Origin of the sequence: Paenibacillus xylaniclasticus (assembly GCF_004001065.1) — a bacterium.
GTDB classification, from domain to species: Bacteria; Bacillota; Bacilli; order Paenibacillales; family Paenibacillaceae; genus Paenibacillus_T; species Paenibacillus_T xylaniclasticus.
Genome location: NZ_BIML01000015.1, coordinates 44,730 through 58,837, shown reverse-complemented (window position 1 = coordinate 58,837; position 14,108 = coordinate 44,730). Strand labels below are relative to the sequence as shown.

Genomic DNA, 14,108 nt, shown 5'->3' with positions numbered 1-14,108 from the left:
TCACCCCAATCCAATTCGGCCTGCGATGCCGATGATTGCGGCAGCAGCTTGCTGCAGCTCCTGTCTGGTATGAGCGCTGGACAGTGAGAATCGGACACGGGCAGCATCGGCCGGTACAGTTGGCGTTCGGATCGCTGAAGCGGCGATCCCTTCTTGAAGCAGCTCGTCACGAAAGCGGACCGCTGTCTCCGGATCGCCGGTTATAACCGGAACGATCGGACAATCCGATCTTCCGATCACGGTAAGGCCGGCACGACTCAACGTTTCTCGAAAGGATAGCGCCAGCTGGCGAACCTTGTCCGCTTGCTCCCTGTCGTGTCGGATTAGCTTAAGCGCCTGCCGGGCTCCTGCAATGACAGATGGGGGGAGAGCGGTCGAATAGATAAGAGGTCGTGCCTTGTTGATGAGCCAGCGCCGAAGAGTGGAGGTGCCTGCTGCATAAGCTCCGTATACTCCGAACGACTTGCTGAATGTGCCGATATGAACGTCGATATGCTCCGATAATCCAAGCTCCGCCGCAAGCCCTTGACCTTCTGCGCCATACATGCCTCCGCTGTGCGCTTCGTCGACGATCAATCCCGCGTTGTAACGATGCTTCAGCTCAACGAGCTCCCGCAGCAGGGCAGCGTCGCCGTCCATCGAAAATATGGCGTCTGTGACGATCCATTTTCTTCTTGCACCTTCATGCTTTTTAAGCAAGCTCTCCAAATGGTCCATATCGTTATGTCGATAGCGAATATGTTCGGCCCGGCTTAATTGAATGCCGTCTACGATGCTGGCATGATTGAGCCGATCGCTGAATACAGCATCCCCGCGACCCGCCAACGCCGCGATTGTACCGATGTTGCACATGTAGCCGCTGCCGAACACAACGGCGGTGTCGGCGCCAAGCCATTGCGCAAGTGCTTCTTCCAGCTGCGCATATCCTTCTCGGTTACCGTTAATCAGCCGAGAGGAGCCTGCGCCGCAGCCTTCCTCCTGCAGCGAATGAATCATCGCTTCCTTAATTGCGGTATGCTGTGACAAGCCAAGATAGTCATTCGAAGACAGATCAAGCAGCTCCCGCCTATCTCGAACGATTCTCCCCGCTGTGCCGCCTATAGAGCTGGAAGGGTGAATCGTCCGCAGCAGCGACTGGCTATTAAGCTCCGCCAGCGGCTGTTCCATCCATTGCATGCATAGAAGCCTCCTTCCCAATGAACCGAAGTATTGCTGTCGGTGTCCATGAGCCAGCGCTCACAGCCTCTTGATTCATAAATGTAACCAGCGCCGGTATATCGATAGCCGCGCGAACCGCTGACGCTAGCGCGGAAGGGTCATCCTCCGGCAATTCAGCAGGCAGTCTACCCCAGACGCGAATTCCGCCATACCGTTCGATTAAACAAGCATTGCGCTCTACGCTTAGGTCCTCGCGCAGCAGCGGATCGGCGCCATCGTTAAGCAGTACGCCGGCGACCTGGATGCCGCAATACTGAAGCCAGCTTGCCGTCAAGAGGGTATGGTTTACGGTGCCAAGTCCCGAACGGGCGACAATAAGCGCAGGGAGGCCGAGAACTGCCATTAACTCGGTGACGGTATCGTCGGACGTCAGTGGTACAGCTGCCCCACCAGCACCTTCGACGATCATCGTATCGTAGGTGTGGAATAACGATCTTCCGGAATCGATGATTTTGGCGAGCGTAAGCGGCGAACCGGGAAGCGCGGCAAGCACAGGGGCAACAGGCGCCTCGAACGAGAAGGAGCATATTTCGAAAGGACTTTCGCTTAAACCAGCGGCTCGAATAAGCCGTTCCGCATCGGTGATTCCGCTGCCAATCTGCCCGCCGGACTGAACCGGCTTCCATACTCCGGTAGATATGCCTTCTTCGCGAAGGGCGGCTGCAAGTCCCGCTACCGCAACTGTTTTGCCAACGCCGGTATCGGTGCCGGTAATGAAGAAGCCTCTCCGGTGCGCTAACGGCTGCAAGCTCCGGTCGTATCCTGCACGGTTCATCGTTTCCACCCGCGCTCGGTTACGTCTATGATGGCTTCCGAGAGCATATCCGCCATATCCATAAGCTCGCTATCGGTGCTGGCAAGAGGGGGGATGAGGACGATGACGTTTCCGAGCGGGCGCGTCAGCAGGCCGAGCTCACGGGCGCGGCGGGCGACGCGCAAGCCGATTCGTTCATTCCAGTGGTAAGGCTCCTTCGTATGCGTATTCGCAACCAGCTCGATGCCGAGCATCAATCCTTGGTGACGTATATCGCCAACATGCGGCCGGTTAAGTAGCGGAGCCAGCCGGCTTGCGACAAGACTGCCTTTGGCATCGACCGATTCAACGAGCGACCTGGCTTGCAGAAGTCGCAGACTTTCCAGCGCGACGGCGCAGCCGACCGGGTTGCCGGTGAAAGAGTGGCCGTGGAAAAAAGTTTTCTGCTCCTCATAATCCGCGTAGAAAGCGTTATAGATTTGCTCGGTCGCCAGCGTCGCCGCAACCGGCAAGTAACCGCCCGTCAGCCCTTTGCCGACGACCATTAGGTCCGGGGTTACGCTCTCGTGCTCGCATGCGAACATGCGGCCGGTTCGTCCGAAGCCAGTCGCCACTTCGTCGGCAATAAGCAGCACATCGTATTGTCGGCATAGAGCCGCGATGGCGCTCAGGCAGCCTGCCGGCATGACGATAATGCCGCTTGCCCCTTGTACGATTGGCTCAACGATAAGCGCGGCAATCTCGGAGGAGTGCTCTCGCAGTACACGTTCCAATGCCTCCAGCGTATCCGCCATAGCATGCTCCGGCCCGAGCGGATTGCGATACCCGTTCGGATAGGGCACGGTATGGGAATGAAACAGCAGCGGACGGAAAACGTCATGGTAAAGCCCAATATTGCCGACACTGACTGCCCCGATCGTATCGCCATGATAGGCGTCCTTCATCGTAATGAAGGAGCTTTTGCCTCGTACGCCGTTGTTATGCCAATACTGAAAGGCCATCTTCAAAGCGATTTCGACGCCGGCAGCGCCGGAATCCGAATAGAATACCTTCGTCAGCCCTCGTGGAGATAGCTCCGCAAGCTGCGCGGCTAATTCAATAGACGGCACGTTCGCCATGCCAAGCAAGGTAGAGTGGGCAATAAGCTGCAGTTGATCGGTAATCGCCTTATTTAGCTCCGGGACGTTATGACCGTGTACGTTCAGCCATACCGAGGAGAATCCGTCATAGTAGGCTCGGCCGTGCATGTCGTAGAGACGGACTCCTTCGCCCCTTGCGATGATGAGAGGAGGCTCCTCGTTGTACTGCTTCATTTGGGTAAAAGGGTGCCATACATGCTTGAGGTCCAGCTCGGCGAGCCGTTCGTAGGAAGATGAAGTAAGGAATGGGGATAAAATCGCTGCCACGCTCCTCTCTATTGTTAACCATAAAATAAACACATTGGTTAACAAATAAAATTTTTGCTATTGTAGCAAATGACACAGGATGTGTAAAGAGCTGAGGCTGGAGCCTTGTCGCGATGGGCAGCTCATAATAATTACAGGAGCTTTCATGTTAGTTCAAGATGTTATTTATAGTTCGTATCAGTTTTCGTAATAAGAATACATATGGAAAAGCACCCTCGGGAGTGGTACAATGTTTCAAAGCCAGTGCGCATGTTAATTGAGGCGCATTATCCCATTAAGCAGAGATAATTAGGCAATTTCATTGCAATTAGGAGGAATTACGGAATGACAGTTACGCAGAAGTCCATCGATCAGCTTTCGATCGACACGATTCGTACACTTGCAATCGACGCAATTGAGAAAGCAAAATCGGGCCACCCAGGCATGCCGATGGGTGCAGCTCCAATGGGCTATCAATTGTTCGCCAAAACGATGGTTCACAATCCTTCGAATCCCGCTTGGATCAACCGGGACCGTTTTGTCCTGTCCGCAGGCCACGGCTCCATGCTGCTATACAGCCTTCTTCACCTGTCTGGCTACGGCTTGTCGCTCGATGAGCTGAAAAGCTTCCGTCAATGGGGCTCCAAGACGCCGGGCCACCCGGAATTCGGCCACACGGCAGGCGTTGACGCAACGACGGGTCCTCTCGGCCAAGGCTTCGCTATGGCAGTCGGTATGGCAATGGCAGAGGCTCAATTGAGCGCAACGTACAACAAAGAAGGCTTCAAAATTATCGACCACTACACGTATTCGATCTGCGGCGACGGCGACCTGATGGAAGGTATCTCCCATGAAGCGGCTTCCCTTGCGGGTCACTTGAAGCTTGGCAAGCTCATCGTGCTGTTTGACTCCAACGACATCACGCTTGACGGCGAGCTGAGCCTGTCTAGCTCGGAGTCTGTTCAGAAGCGCTTCGAAAGCTACGGCTGGCAAGTGCTGCGCGTAGAAGACGGCAACGATCTGGAGGCAATCTCCAAAGCGATCGAAGCAGCGCAAGCTGAAGCATCCAAGCCGACGCTGATCGAAGTGAAGACGATTATTGGCTACGGCAGCCCGAACAAAGGCGGCAAAGGCGGCCATGCAGGTCCTCACGGTTCTCCGCTCGGTCCTGAAGAGACGATTCTGACGAAGCAGTTCTATAACTGGGAGCATGAGCCTTTCACGGTTCCTGCTGAAGTAGCAGCACATTTTGGCGAAGTGAAACAAGCTGGTGAGAAAGCTAACGCTGCTTGGGACGCGAAGTTTGCTGAATATAAGAAAGCATTCCCAGAGCTGGCTGCTCAATTCGAGACGGCTGTTGCTGGCGACCTGCCTGCTGGCTGGGACGCAGACCTTCCGAAATATACGACGGAAGATAAGCCGCTGTCGACGCGCGTTGCTTCCGGTAACGCTCTGAACGGCCTCGCGAAAAACATCCCGAACTTCGTAGGCGGCTCCGCTGACCTCGAAAGCTCGACGATGACGCATCTCAAAGGATTGCCAGTATACAAAGCGGGTTCATACGACGGCCGCAATATTTACTTCGGTATTCGCGAGTTCGGTATGGCTGCTGCAATGAACGGTATCACGCTGCATGGCGGTCTCAAAGTATACGGCGGTACGTTCTTCGTATTCACGGACTACCTGCGTCCAGCAGTTCGTTTGTCCGCACTGATGAAGCTGCCGGTAACGTATGTGCTTACGCATGACTCGATCGCAGTCGGCGAAGACGGTCCAACGCACGAGCCGATCGAACAGCTTGCATCGCTGCGCATCATTCCTGACCTGACGGTTATTCGTCCAGCTGATGCGAACGAGACGTCCGCTGCATGGGCTTATTCCGTTGAGAACAAATCGAACCCGGTTGCGCTCGTTCTGTCGCGCCAAAACCTGCCGATTCTCGAAGGTACGGCTGACAAAGCGCGCGAAGGCGTTAAGAAGGGTGCTTATGTAATCTCCGATGCAGCGAACGGTCAACCAGTCGCACAAATTATCGCAACGGGCTCCGAGGTTCAACTGGCTGTAGCAGCTCAACAAGCATTGGCTGCAGAAGGTATCCACGTTCGCGTAATCAGCATGCCAAGCTGGGATCTGTTCGATAAGCAATCGCAAGAGTACAAAGATTCCGTATTGCTCCCTAACGTTAAAGCTCGTCTCGCTGTTGAGATGGCTCATCCGTTCGGTTGGGAACGCTTCGTTGGCGACCAAGGCGCAGTGCTTGGCATCAACACGTTCGGCGCATCTGCTCCTGGCGACCGTGTGATCAAAGAGTACGGCTTCACGGTTGAGAACGTCGTTAGCAAAGTTAAAGGTCTGTTGAAATAGACCATATCCTCGTTAATATAGGCAAAAGGCGCTGCGCTTCTCGCGCCGCGCCTTTTGCTCATTGTAGAAAATTTTGACGTATTGCATAATGGAATGAGGCATTGAGAGCGTCCATGCCGGAATTTGATACTACAAGGGAGAGTTGTTCACTATGTCTCAATTCGAAGGCGTATCGGTTGTTAAGAAAGCTAATGTATATTTCGACGGCAAGGTAACGAGCCGCGCTGTTATTTTCGCAGATGGCACGAAGAAAACGCTCGGCATTATGATGCCTGGAGAATATGAGTTCGGAACGGATGCGAAAGAAATTATGGAGATTCAAGCGGGCGACCTGAAGGTGTTGCTTCCAGGCGAATCCGAATGGCTTCATATTCAAGGCGAGGGAGAATTCGTCGTTCCAGCGAACTCGAAGTTCAAGCTACAAGTCGCTTCCGTGACCGACTACATCTGCTCGTACATTAACGAGTAAGAGAAAGCCGAACGGTTGTTAGACAAGCTGTACGCACGCTGCTGTACGCTTCGTGCGGTACATGCGGCGGCAAGAAGGCCGCATGCTTGTCGCATGCGGCCTTCTGTATAGCGGTGAGCTGTTATTGGTCTTGACGGCGGTAGGCAAGCGAACGGCCGATCCACTGCTCGTACACTTTGGCTACGGCGGACAGATCGAGCGAGCCATGTCCGGCTGAATTGCCGGCTTGGTACAAGCTTTTTGAAGCTTCGAGCAGCGGTGTCGGAACACCGAGCCGATCGGACAGGACGGACGACAGCCGCAAGTCCTTGAGCATTAGCTCGAGTGCGAATTGTACGCTGTAATCCTCTTCGAGCAGCTTCGGACCTTTTAGCTCCGCTGCTTTGCTAGCCGCACCGCCCGATTGGACAAGCGCGAGGAACGATTCGCTGTCAATACCGCCAGCGGTAGCGATAGCGAAGCCTTCCATAAGTGCGGCGGTATTGATGCCGACAATGGTGTTGTGTGCCAGCTTGGCAACGGCACCGCTGCCGCTTGGCCCCATCGGAATGACGCGGCGTCCCATCGCAAGCAGCACGTGCTCGATGGACGAGGCGGCTTCGGCGCTTCCGCCGACCATGAATACTAGCAAGCCGGCTTCCGCTGCAGGCTTGCTGCCTGTTACGGGCGCATCAAGGAAGACGGCGTCACGCTTGGCGGCATCATCTGCCAGACGGCGGGCCATCTCCGGCGAAATCGTACTGCTGTCGACAATGACAGTTCCCGAATCGACCCCTGCGAAGATGCCTTGCTCGCCATCATATACGGCGTGGATAGAGTCATCGTTGCTGACCATTGTAATGACGACATGGCGCCCGGAAGCGGCCTCAGCCGGTGAGGAAGCGACGGAAGCTCCGAGCGTGCGAAGCTCCTCGGCCTTAGAGGCAGTGCGGTTATAGACGGTAACGTCGAAGCCTTTGCGCAGCAAATTCGTCGCCATCGCGAAGCCCATTGTACCAAGGCCGATAAAGCCTACAGTTGTTTTCATAACAATCCCTGCTTTCTATAGCGTTTACTATCTGTTTCAGTTTAACATATTCGGACCCGAAGCCGGATAAGCCGAACAAGGCTTTTACTATAAAGGAGGCAATTTCAATGAGCAAAACGGTTCATTTTGATTACAGCAAAGCGCTGTCGTTCGTCGGTCAGCATGAGATTGACAATTTCGCAAGCCAAGTGAAGCTCGCTCATGAGCAGCTGCATAACGGTACGGGCGCAGGCTCTGATTTCTTGGGCTGGATCGATCTTCCGACGAACTATGACAAAGAAGAGTTCGCACGCATTAAGCAAGCGGCAGCCAAAATTCAATCCGACTCCGAGGTGCTGGTCGTAATCGGCATCGGCGGCTCGTATCTCGGCGCTCGCGCAGCGATCGAAATGCTGTCTAACTCGTTCTATAACGTTCAGACGGATGCAGCCCGTAAGACGCCGCAAATTTTCTTCGCTGGCAACAACATTAGCTCCACGTATGTGACGCATCTGCTGCAGCTGCTCGAAGGCCGCAGCTGGTCGATCAACGTCATTTCGAAATCCGGCACGACGACGGAGCCGGCTATCGCATTCCGTATTTTCAAAGATGCACTGGAGAAAAAGTACGGCAAAGAAGAAGCTCGCAAACGGATCTTCGCGACGACGGACAAAGCGAAGGGTGCACTGAAGACGCTCGCGACAGCAGAAGGCTACGAGTCGTTCATTATTCCGGACGACGTAGGCGGCCGTTATTCCGTGCTGACTGCAGTAGGCCTGCTGCCAATCGCTGTTGCCGGCATTGATATCGATGCGATGATGAAGGGCGCTGCGGACGCGCAAGCGGCATACAGCAACCCGAACCTTGCGGAGAATGAGGCATATCAATATGCGGCTGTCCGCAATGCGCTGTATCGCAAAGGCAAAGTAACGGAAATTCTCGTTAACTATGAGCCGTCGCTGCATTTCGTATCGGAATGGTGGAAGCAGCTGTACGGCGAGAGCGAAGGCAAAGACTACAAAGGCATCTATCCGGCATCCGTAGACTTCTCAACGGACCTTCACTCGATGGGCCAATTCATCCAAGAGGGTAACCGTAACATTTTCGAGACGGTTATCCAAGTGAAAGAAGTGGCAGAGCACATTACGATCGAGAAGGACCCAGAGGATCTCGACGGATTGAACTTCCTCGCTGGCAAAACGCTTGATTTCGTGAACAAGAAAGCGTTCGAAGGCACACTGCTTGCGCATACGGACGGTCAAGTGCCGAACCTGATCGTGAACATCGCCGACATGACGCCGTACACGTTCGGCTACCTCGTCTACTTCTTCGAGAAAGCTTGCGGCATCAGCGGCTATCTGATGGGCGTGAATCCGTTCGATCAGCCAGGCGTTGAAGCTTACAAGAAGAATATGTTCGCGCTGCTCGGCAAGCCAGGCTATGAGAAAGAAAAGGCCGAGCTCGAAGCTCGTCTGTAGGTCATGCTGCCAAGATATAAAACGCTGCGAGGCGAAGGCGAGAAAGAGATCGTCATTCGCAAATCGCGGTTTATTGGATATGGAACACCGGTCGCTTCCGAGGAGGAAGCGATCGCTTTCGTCGATAAGATTAAGAAGCTTCACAAGCAGGCGACGCACAACTGCTCTGCCTATGTAGTCGGGGAGCGCGACGAGATTCAGAAGGCGTCGGATGATGGCGAGCCGAGTGGTACAGCCGGCAAGCCGATTCTGGAGGTTATTAAGAATCAAGGCTTAAAAAATGTTGCCATCGTCGTCACTCGTTATTTTGGCGGGATTTTGCTCGGCGCTGGCGGACTCATTCGCGCTTATTCGGACGGGGCTGTGGCCGCGATCGAGGCGGCGGATGCTATCGTTAACGTATTGCACCGCGAGGTGTTCGTTGACGTCGACTATACGTGGTACGGCAAGCTGGAGAATGAGCTGCATGCGCGTGAATACCGGGTAGAGAACACCGAATTCACTGACCGCGTAACAGTCACCTGTTTGCCAATCGAGGAGGAAGCAGACGCATTCATCGCATGGGTGACCGACTTGACGCAAGGCCAAGCCGTCATCGTGATAGGTGAAGCGGTGTATCGGATCGAAGGCGAGTGAAGAGTCAGCTTGCTTTAAGTGATGGTAATGAAAGCTGCCGATGAGTCTTTGTGACTTATCGGCAGCTTTCTTTATGCTCGGTTACGGCTTCGCTATTCGCAGCAGATCGTTCATCTCAAGTACACTTATACTGATCAATTTGAAGAATGAGCTAAGCTTATCCATCGCGCGCTATTACCACCCTCCGATAAGTATTAATACTATTCTATTGGAAGTAATTATATAAATAAACCATAAATATATAGATCGTATAAGAGAAACCTAGGTAAAGCTTAGATAATAGCTCTTATAATCTCTTAGGATTCGTTTCATTTGATAGGCTGTTCTGGAATTGGCGATATATGACTATGATAGAATTTCTAGAAAACCATTGACGGGGCATCTGTGCTTATGTAAAATCAGAATACCGAGTATTATAATAGGAATTAAATGACGAATAGACGTTATTCGTTGTCCCCTACGGCTCGAGCCGATGGTCTGGAGGTCTAACGTACTGATGAATTTCATGTTCCGCAGCCGATGGTGGAGCTTCGGATTTCGCAGCACAGTGATGCTATATTTCGTGCTGCTGGTCGTTGTTCCCATAATCGGAATCTACACGCAATCGTTCTCGCTAGGCTGGAAGCCTTTCTACGAAAGCGTCAGCGATCCGCTGGCATGGAAGGCTGTACTACTTACGGTGAAGCTGGCATTCATCGCGGCTGTCATTAACATCTTAATTGGCACGATGATCGGCTGGACGCTCAATCGATACAAATTCGTTGGGCGGAGGCTGCTTAACAGTCTTGTCGATTTGCCGTTCGCGCTGCCGACCGCAGTAGGCGGCTTGATGATTTTGCTGCTGCTCGGCCCTAACAGCTTCGTCGGCAATATTGCCGATAAGCTAGGCTTTCAGATTGTGTATCACGAGCCTGCTATCGTCGTTGCGATGGTGTTCGTCACCTTCCCATTCGTTATCCGAGCGGTTCAGCCGCTGCTGGAGGAGCTGGATAAATCGGAGGAAGAAGCTGCTTATACGATGGGCGCTTCGAAGACGAAAACCTTTATTCAAATTATATTTCCGTCGATGCTGCCCGGCGTTCTAAGCGGAGGCATGCTGGCCTTCTCCCGCGCGCTTGCGGAATTCGGTGCCGTCGTACTTGTGGCGGGCAATATTCCGGGAAAGACGTTGATCGCTTCGGTGTTCATCTACGGCGAGATCGAAAGCGATAACCCGCAGGGCGCAGCGGCGGTCTCGATTCTGCTGCTCACCTTCTCCTTCATTATTCTGTGGTTTGTAAGCAGAGTACAGGCAAGGAGGAGCAGCAAGTGAAGAAGCTATGGATTCCATTAACGTATATCGTTTTTCTTATTCTCATTATCGTTCCGCTGGCACGTATTTTTACCGGCGCTTGGAGTGACGGGTGGCACGGCTTCTCCGATGCGCTAAGCCGTCCGGAAGCGGTGCATGCGCTGATGATGACTGGGCTTATTACGGTTGTCGTAACGGTGATTAACACGTTGTTCGGTGTGATGCTGTCGCTTTATCTCGTACGCGCCGAATGGCTGCCAGAGAAGCTCAAGCAGCTGCTAAACAGTGTGCTTGATCTGCCGTTTGCTGTATCGCCGGTTATCGGTGGTCTCATGATCGTCCTGCTCCTTGGCCCGAGCACAGCGCTTGGCTCATTGCTGAACGATGCGGGGATTTCGATTGTATATGCATTCCCAGGTATGGTTATTGCCACGCTATTCGTCACGTTCCCGATGATGGTGCGCGAGATTATGCCGGTGCTGCATGAGATCGGTACCTCACAGGAGGAGGCTGCCTCGACACTAGGCGCTTACTCATGGTATACGTTCTGGAAAGTGACGTGGCCGGCAATTCGCTGGGGCGTCATTTACGGCGTCGTCTTGACGGTCGCGCGCTGTCTGGGCGAGTTCGGTGCGGTGCTAGTCGTGTCAGGTAACATCATGAACAAAACACAAACTGCTACTACGCTCGTTTACCAGGATGTAGAGAACTTTAACGTCACTGCGGCGAATGGCGTCGCTCTCGTATTGGCGGCCGTTTCCGTCGGATTGCTTCTGCTCATGGAATGGGCGAAGAAACGAAAGGAAGTGCATTAACCGATGCATATCGAGGTACGTAATCTGAACAAACAATTCGGCGATTTCCATGCGGTTCGCGATGTTAGCTTTACGATTGAGAAAGGACATCTAATCGGCTTGCTCGGCCCGAGCGGCGGTGGCAAGACGTCCATTCTTCGCATGCTAGCAGGACTGGAGACGCCAACCTCCGGTGATATCGAATTTCTCGGCAAGCGGGTCAACGACCTTCCGCCGCAAGAGCGCGGCATCGGCTTCGTTTTTCAGAACTATGCCTTGTTCAAGCATATGACCGTGTTCGACAACATTGCCTTCGGTCTGAAGATTAAGAAGAAGTCGAAGGAGCAAATCCGTGAGCGGGTCATGGAGTTGGTCGAGCTGACAGGTCTCAAAGGGTTCGAGAACCGCTATCCGCATCAGCTGTCCGGCGGTCAACGTCAGCGTGTTGCGTTCGCCCGGGCGCTTGCGCCAGAGCCGCAGCTGCTGCTGCTCGACGAGCCGTTCGCGGCAATTGATGCTAAGATTCGTACGGAGCTAAGAACGTGGCTGAAGGAACTGATCGAACGGGTTGGCATCACGTCGATTTTCGTTACGCACGATCAGGAGGAAGCGATTGAGGTTGCCGACGAAATTATGATTATTAATAAAGGACGTCTCGAGCAGAAAGGAACGCCTTGGGATATTTATAAAAGTCCGGAAACTCCATTCGTCGCAAGCTTTATCGGTGAATCGACGATTGTTGAGAATGTCGCGGCCATCCACGGCTTTGAAGATGCGGCGAATATACCAGGTACGAAGGCGCTCATCCGTCCAGAATATATCGAGATCGGCAAGCCGGGAGAGATTCGACTGGCATCGGCAGCGATGACTGGCCGCGTGAAGCATTTGCACTTCCGGGGCAGCGAATGGATGGTAGAGCTGGAGGTCGGATCAACGAAGCTGATTACTTATCGTTCGCTTGAGAAGGAAGTGCTTCATCCGGGCGATCAGCTTAGCGTGCTCGTACACCGAGCTTATCTGTTCAACGATACGGACAGCTGGATTATGGAGAATAAGCTGAAGGAGGACCCGATGCCGATTCATATTTAATGCGGCATTAGGCCTATCGGAAGCGGTCAGGGGCATATAATCATGTGGAAATGGGTATCAACGCGGGCTGCCCGACAACGGATGCGCGCGGCGGCTCTGCTCGCAGGTGCTTGCATGCTGCTGTTTCTATCCGCTTGCGGCAGCTCAAGCAGTACGAAGAACAATGCGGGTGGAGAAGCAGCGACGGGTTCAGCACAAAGTGGTGACATTACGCTGGTCATCGGTGCGTACTCCGTTGTGAAGGATGCGCTCGACGAGCTGCTCCCGAGCTTTCAACGTTATTGGCAGGAGAAGACGGGGCAGAAGGTTGTGTTCCAGCAATCGTATGAAGCATCCGGTACACAGGCACGCGCGATCGTCGGCGGCTTCGAAGCGGATGTCGCGGTGCTGGCTATGGAGACGGATATTGAGAAAATTCAAAAAGCCGGCTTGCTCGAGCCGACTTGGAAAGATAACGAGACGAGCGGCATGATTACGAGATCGGTTGTCGCTCTCGGCACTCGTGATGGCAACCCGCTCGGCATTCGTGATTGGAAGGACTTAACGCGTAAAGGCGTAAAGGTGCTGTATCCGAATCCGAAGACGTCCGGCGGCGCGCAATGGGACATTAACGCGATCTATGGCGCAGGCTTGAAGGAGTCGGAGCGTCAAACCGGAACGAAGGACCCACAATTTGCGAAGCAATTTCTGAAGCAGATTCACGCCAACGTGGAATCGCTTGATAAAAGCGGCCGTGCTTCGATGGCTGCATTCGAGTACGGCGTCGGCGATGTGATCGTGACCTATGAGAACGAGCTGCGTGCACGTATAATGCAGGGCGTTGCCTATACGATCATAATTCCTGAAGATACGATCTTAATTGAGAATCCGGCAGCCGTTGTCGACGTGAATGCGAAGAAGCACGACGTGCAGGAAGCTGCACAAGCTTTGGTCGACTATTTGAAGCTGGATGAAGCTCAGATGGTGTTCGCCAAGTATGGCTTCCGACCAGTCAGCGCGAAGGCAGCTGAGGCGACGAAGGATCAATTCGAGGAGCCAGCAGGGCTATTCGATATCAGCTATCTCGGCGGATGGGACGAAGTGAAGGACAAGCTGTATTCGAAGAAAGGCGTCTGGTATCAAGTATTAGCCGGTATCTAATAACAATTGGCAGCAAGAAGAAGCGCCTCTCTCCAGTGATGGAGGGGGCGTTTTTTTATGGATTTGGCGCAGGTACGGACTTGTATTTGTGAAATATGCGGATGCCTGCATATAAAGTCTAATCCGGCAGATGCGGACTCCCATAAGCTAGAAGCACGAGCATGGAGGTAAGCAGACTTCAAGCAGTTCGCAAAGGAGAGTGCAGTATGGGAGTGGACAATGCCCATTTCGCTTCGGTGACGAGTACTGCGATCTATAAGCTGCTCCTATCGCATATCGGTCACAGCGTGTCGATCACGACTGCTGCCGCTACCGTTATTTCGGGAATATTAGAAGGAGTTCAGCAATCGTATGCAACGGTAAGGACGGCAAGCGGCGATGTGGAATATGCAGCGCTCGCTTATATCGTATCCGTCTCGTTCCCGGGTAGTTAGCTGGATGAAGCAGATGCGACAGCGGGCTCCAGCATGGTATACTGGAAGAA

The 14,108-nt window shown here is 53.5% G+C and carries 13 protein-coding genes; 9 read left to right on the top strand and 4 right to left on the bottom strand.

The features are described 5' to 3' along the window. From bioF to bioA, 3 genes are read right to left on the bottom strand one after another with little or no spacing between them, the layout of a single operon-like run. On the bottom strand, positions 1 to 1,176 hold the full coding sequence (bioF, locus tag PXY01_RS14760; RefSeq protein WP_127570790.1) for an 8-amino-7-oxononanoate synthase: 1,176 nt from the start codon (positions 1,174 to 1,176) through the stop codon (positions 1 to 3). Continuing rightward, the gene (gene bioD, locus PXY01_RS14755; protein ID WP_127570789.1) at positions 1,142 to 1,993 is read right to left on the bottom strand and encodes a dethiobiotin synthase; all 852 of its coding nucleotides are present in this window, start codon (positions 1,991 to 1,993) and stop codon (positions 1,142 to 1,144) included. The genes bioF and bioD overlap by 35 nt, the downstream gene beginning before the upstream one ends. Next, positions 1,990 to 3,378 carry an adenosylmethionine--8-amino-7-oxononanoate transaminase gene (gene bioA / locus PXY01_RS14750; RefSeq protein ID WP_373864297.1) on the bottom strand — a complete coding sequence of 463 codons (1,389 nt, stop codon included), beginning with the start codon at positions 3,376 to 3,378 and terminating at the stop codon, positions 1,990 to 1,992. Before bioA ends, bioD begins: the two co-directional genes overlap by 4 nt. Positions 3,379 to 3,702: 324 nt before the next feature. Between bioA and tkt the strand changes: the two genes are divergently transcribed. Continuing rightward, positions 3,703 to 5,721 carry a transketolase gene (gene tkt / locus PXY01_RS14745; protein ID WP_127570788.1) on the top strand — a complete coding sequence of 673 codons (2,019 nt, stop codon included), beginning with the start codon at positions 3,703 to 3,705 and terminating at the stop codon, positions 5,719 to 5,721. Between the two features lie 151 nt (positions 5,722 to 5,872). After that, on the top strand, positions 5,873 to 6,190 hold the full coding sequence (gene ppnP, locus PXY01_RS14740; RefSeq protein ID WP_127570787.1) for a pyrimidine/purine nucleoside phosphorylase: 318 nt from the start codon (positions 5,873 to 5,875) through the stop codon (positions 6,188 to 6,190). Positions 6,191 to 6,311: 121 nt separating this feature from the next. Here the strand turns inward: ppnP and PXY01_RS14735 are convergent, their stop codons facing one another. Beyond that, on the bottom strand, positions 6,312 to 7,217 hold the full coding sequence (locus PXY01_RS14735; protein ID WP_127570786.1) for an NAD(P)-dependent oxidoreductase: 906 nt from the start codon (positions 7,215 to 7,217) through the stop codon (positions 6,312 to 6,314). 107 nt (positions 7,218 to 7,324) lie between these two features. Between PXY01_RS14735 and PXY01_RS14730 the strand changes: the two genes are divergently transcribed. From PXY01_RS14730 to PXY01_RS14700, 7 genes are all read left to right on the top strand, one after another. Continuing rightward, positions 7,325 to 8,674 (top strand): glucose-6-phosphate isomerase, encoded by a 1,350-nt coding sequence (locus tag PXY01_RS14730; RefSeq protein ID WP_127570785.1) that lies wholly within the window; start codon positions 7,325 to 7,327, stop codon positions 8,672 to 8,674. A gap of 3 nt (positions 8,675 to 8,677) precedes the next feature. Next, positions 8,678 to 9,310 (top strand): YigZ family protein, encoded by a 633-nt coding sequence (locus tag PXY01_RS14725; protein WP_127570784.1) that lies wholly within the window; start codon positions 8,678 to 8,680, stop codon positions 9,308 to 9,310. Between the two features lie 496 nt (positions 9,311 to 9,806). Then, positions 9,807 to 10,622: a sulfate ABC transporter permease subunit CysT gene (gene cysT / locus PXY01_RS14720; protein ID WP_127570783.1), complete on the top strand. Its 816-nt coding sequence runs from the start codon at positions 9,807 to 9,809 to the stop codon at positions 10,620 to 10,622. Continuing rightward, a complete protein-coding gene (locus tag PXY01_RS14715) occupies positions 10,619 to 11,416 on the top strand; it encodes a sulfate ABC transporter permease subunit (RefSeq protein WP_127570782.1) in 798 nt (265 codons plus the stop codon). The genes cysT and PXY01_RS14715 overlap by 4 nt, the downstream gene beginning before the upstream one ends. 3 nt (positions 11,417 to 11,419) lie before the next feature. Continuing rightward, positions 11,420 to 12,484: a sulfate/molybdate ABC transporter ATP-binding protein gene (locus PXY01_RS14710; protein ID WP_127570781.1), complete on the top strand. Its 1,065-nt coding sequence runs from the start codon at positions 11,420 to 11,422 to the stop codon at positions 12,482 to 12,484. A 42-nt stretch (positions 12,485 to 12,526) separates the two neighbouring features. Continuing rightward, positions 12,527 to 13,624, top strand: a complete 1,098-nt coding sequence (locus PXY01_RS14705; RefSeq protein WP_127570780.1) for a sulfate ABC transporter substrate-binding protein — start codon at positions 12,527 to 12,529, stop codon at positions 13,622 to 13,624. Between the two features lie 161 nt (positions 13,625 to 13,785). Continuing rightward, complete coding sequence (locus PXY01_RS14700) at positions 13,786 to 14,058, top strand: DUF2642 domain-containing protein (protein WP_127570779.1); 273 nt, start codon at positions 13,786 to 13,788, stop codon at positions 14,056 to 14,058. Positions 14,059 to 14,108 lie beyond the last annotated feature (50 nt).

Bases quoted from the DNA above. Each gene is read 5' to 3' on its own strand.
- PXY01_RS14730 (WP_127570785.1), top strand. From the start codon at position 7,325: ATGAGCAAAACGGTTCATTTTGATTACAGCAAAGCGCTGTCGTTCGTC.
- bioD (WP_127570789.1), bottom strand. From the start codon at position 1,993: ATGAACCGTGCAGGATACGACCGGAGCTTGCAGCCGTTAGCGCACCGG.
- bioF (WP_127570790.1), bottom strand. From the start codon at position 1,176: ATGCAATGGATGGAACAGCCGCTGGCGGAGCTTAATAGCCAGTCGCTG.
- PXY01_RS14725 (WP_127570784.1), top strand. From the start codon at position 8,678: ATGCTGCCAAGATATAAAACGCTGCGAGGCGAAGGCGAGAAAGAGATC.
- PXY01_RS14705 (WP_127570780.1), top strand. From the start codon at position 12,527: ATGTGGAAATGGGTATCAACGCGGGCTGCCCGACAACGGATGCGCGCG.
- PXY01_RS14710 (WP_127570781.1), top strand. From the start codon at position 11,420: ATGCATATCGAGGTACGTAATCTGAACAAACAATTCGGCGATTTCCAT.
- cysT (WP_127570783.1), top strand. From the start codon at position 9,807: ATGAATTTCATGTTCCGCAGCCGATGGTGGAGCTTCGGATTTCGCAGC.
- ppnP (WP_127570787.1), top strand. From the start codon at position 5,873: ATGTCTCAATTCGAAGGCGTATCGGTTGTTAAGAAAGCTAATGTATAT.
- tkt (WP_127570788.1), top strand. From the start codon at position 3,703: ATGACAGTTACGCAGAAGTCCATCGATCAGCTTTCGATCGACACGATT.
- PXY01_RS14700 (WP_127570779.1), top strand. From the start codon at position 13,786: ATGGAGGTAAGCAGACTTCAAGCAGTTCGCAAAGGAGAGTGCAGTATG.
- PXY01_RS14735 (WP_127570786.1), bottom strand. From the start codon at position 7,217: ATGAAAACAACTGTAGGCTTTATCGGCCTTGGTACAATGGGCTTCGCG.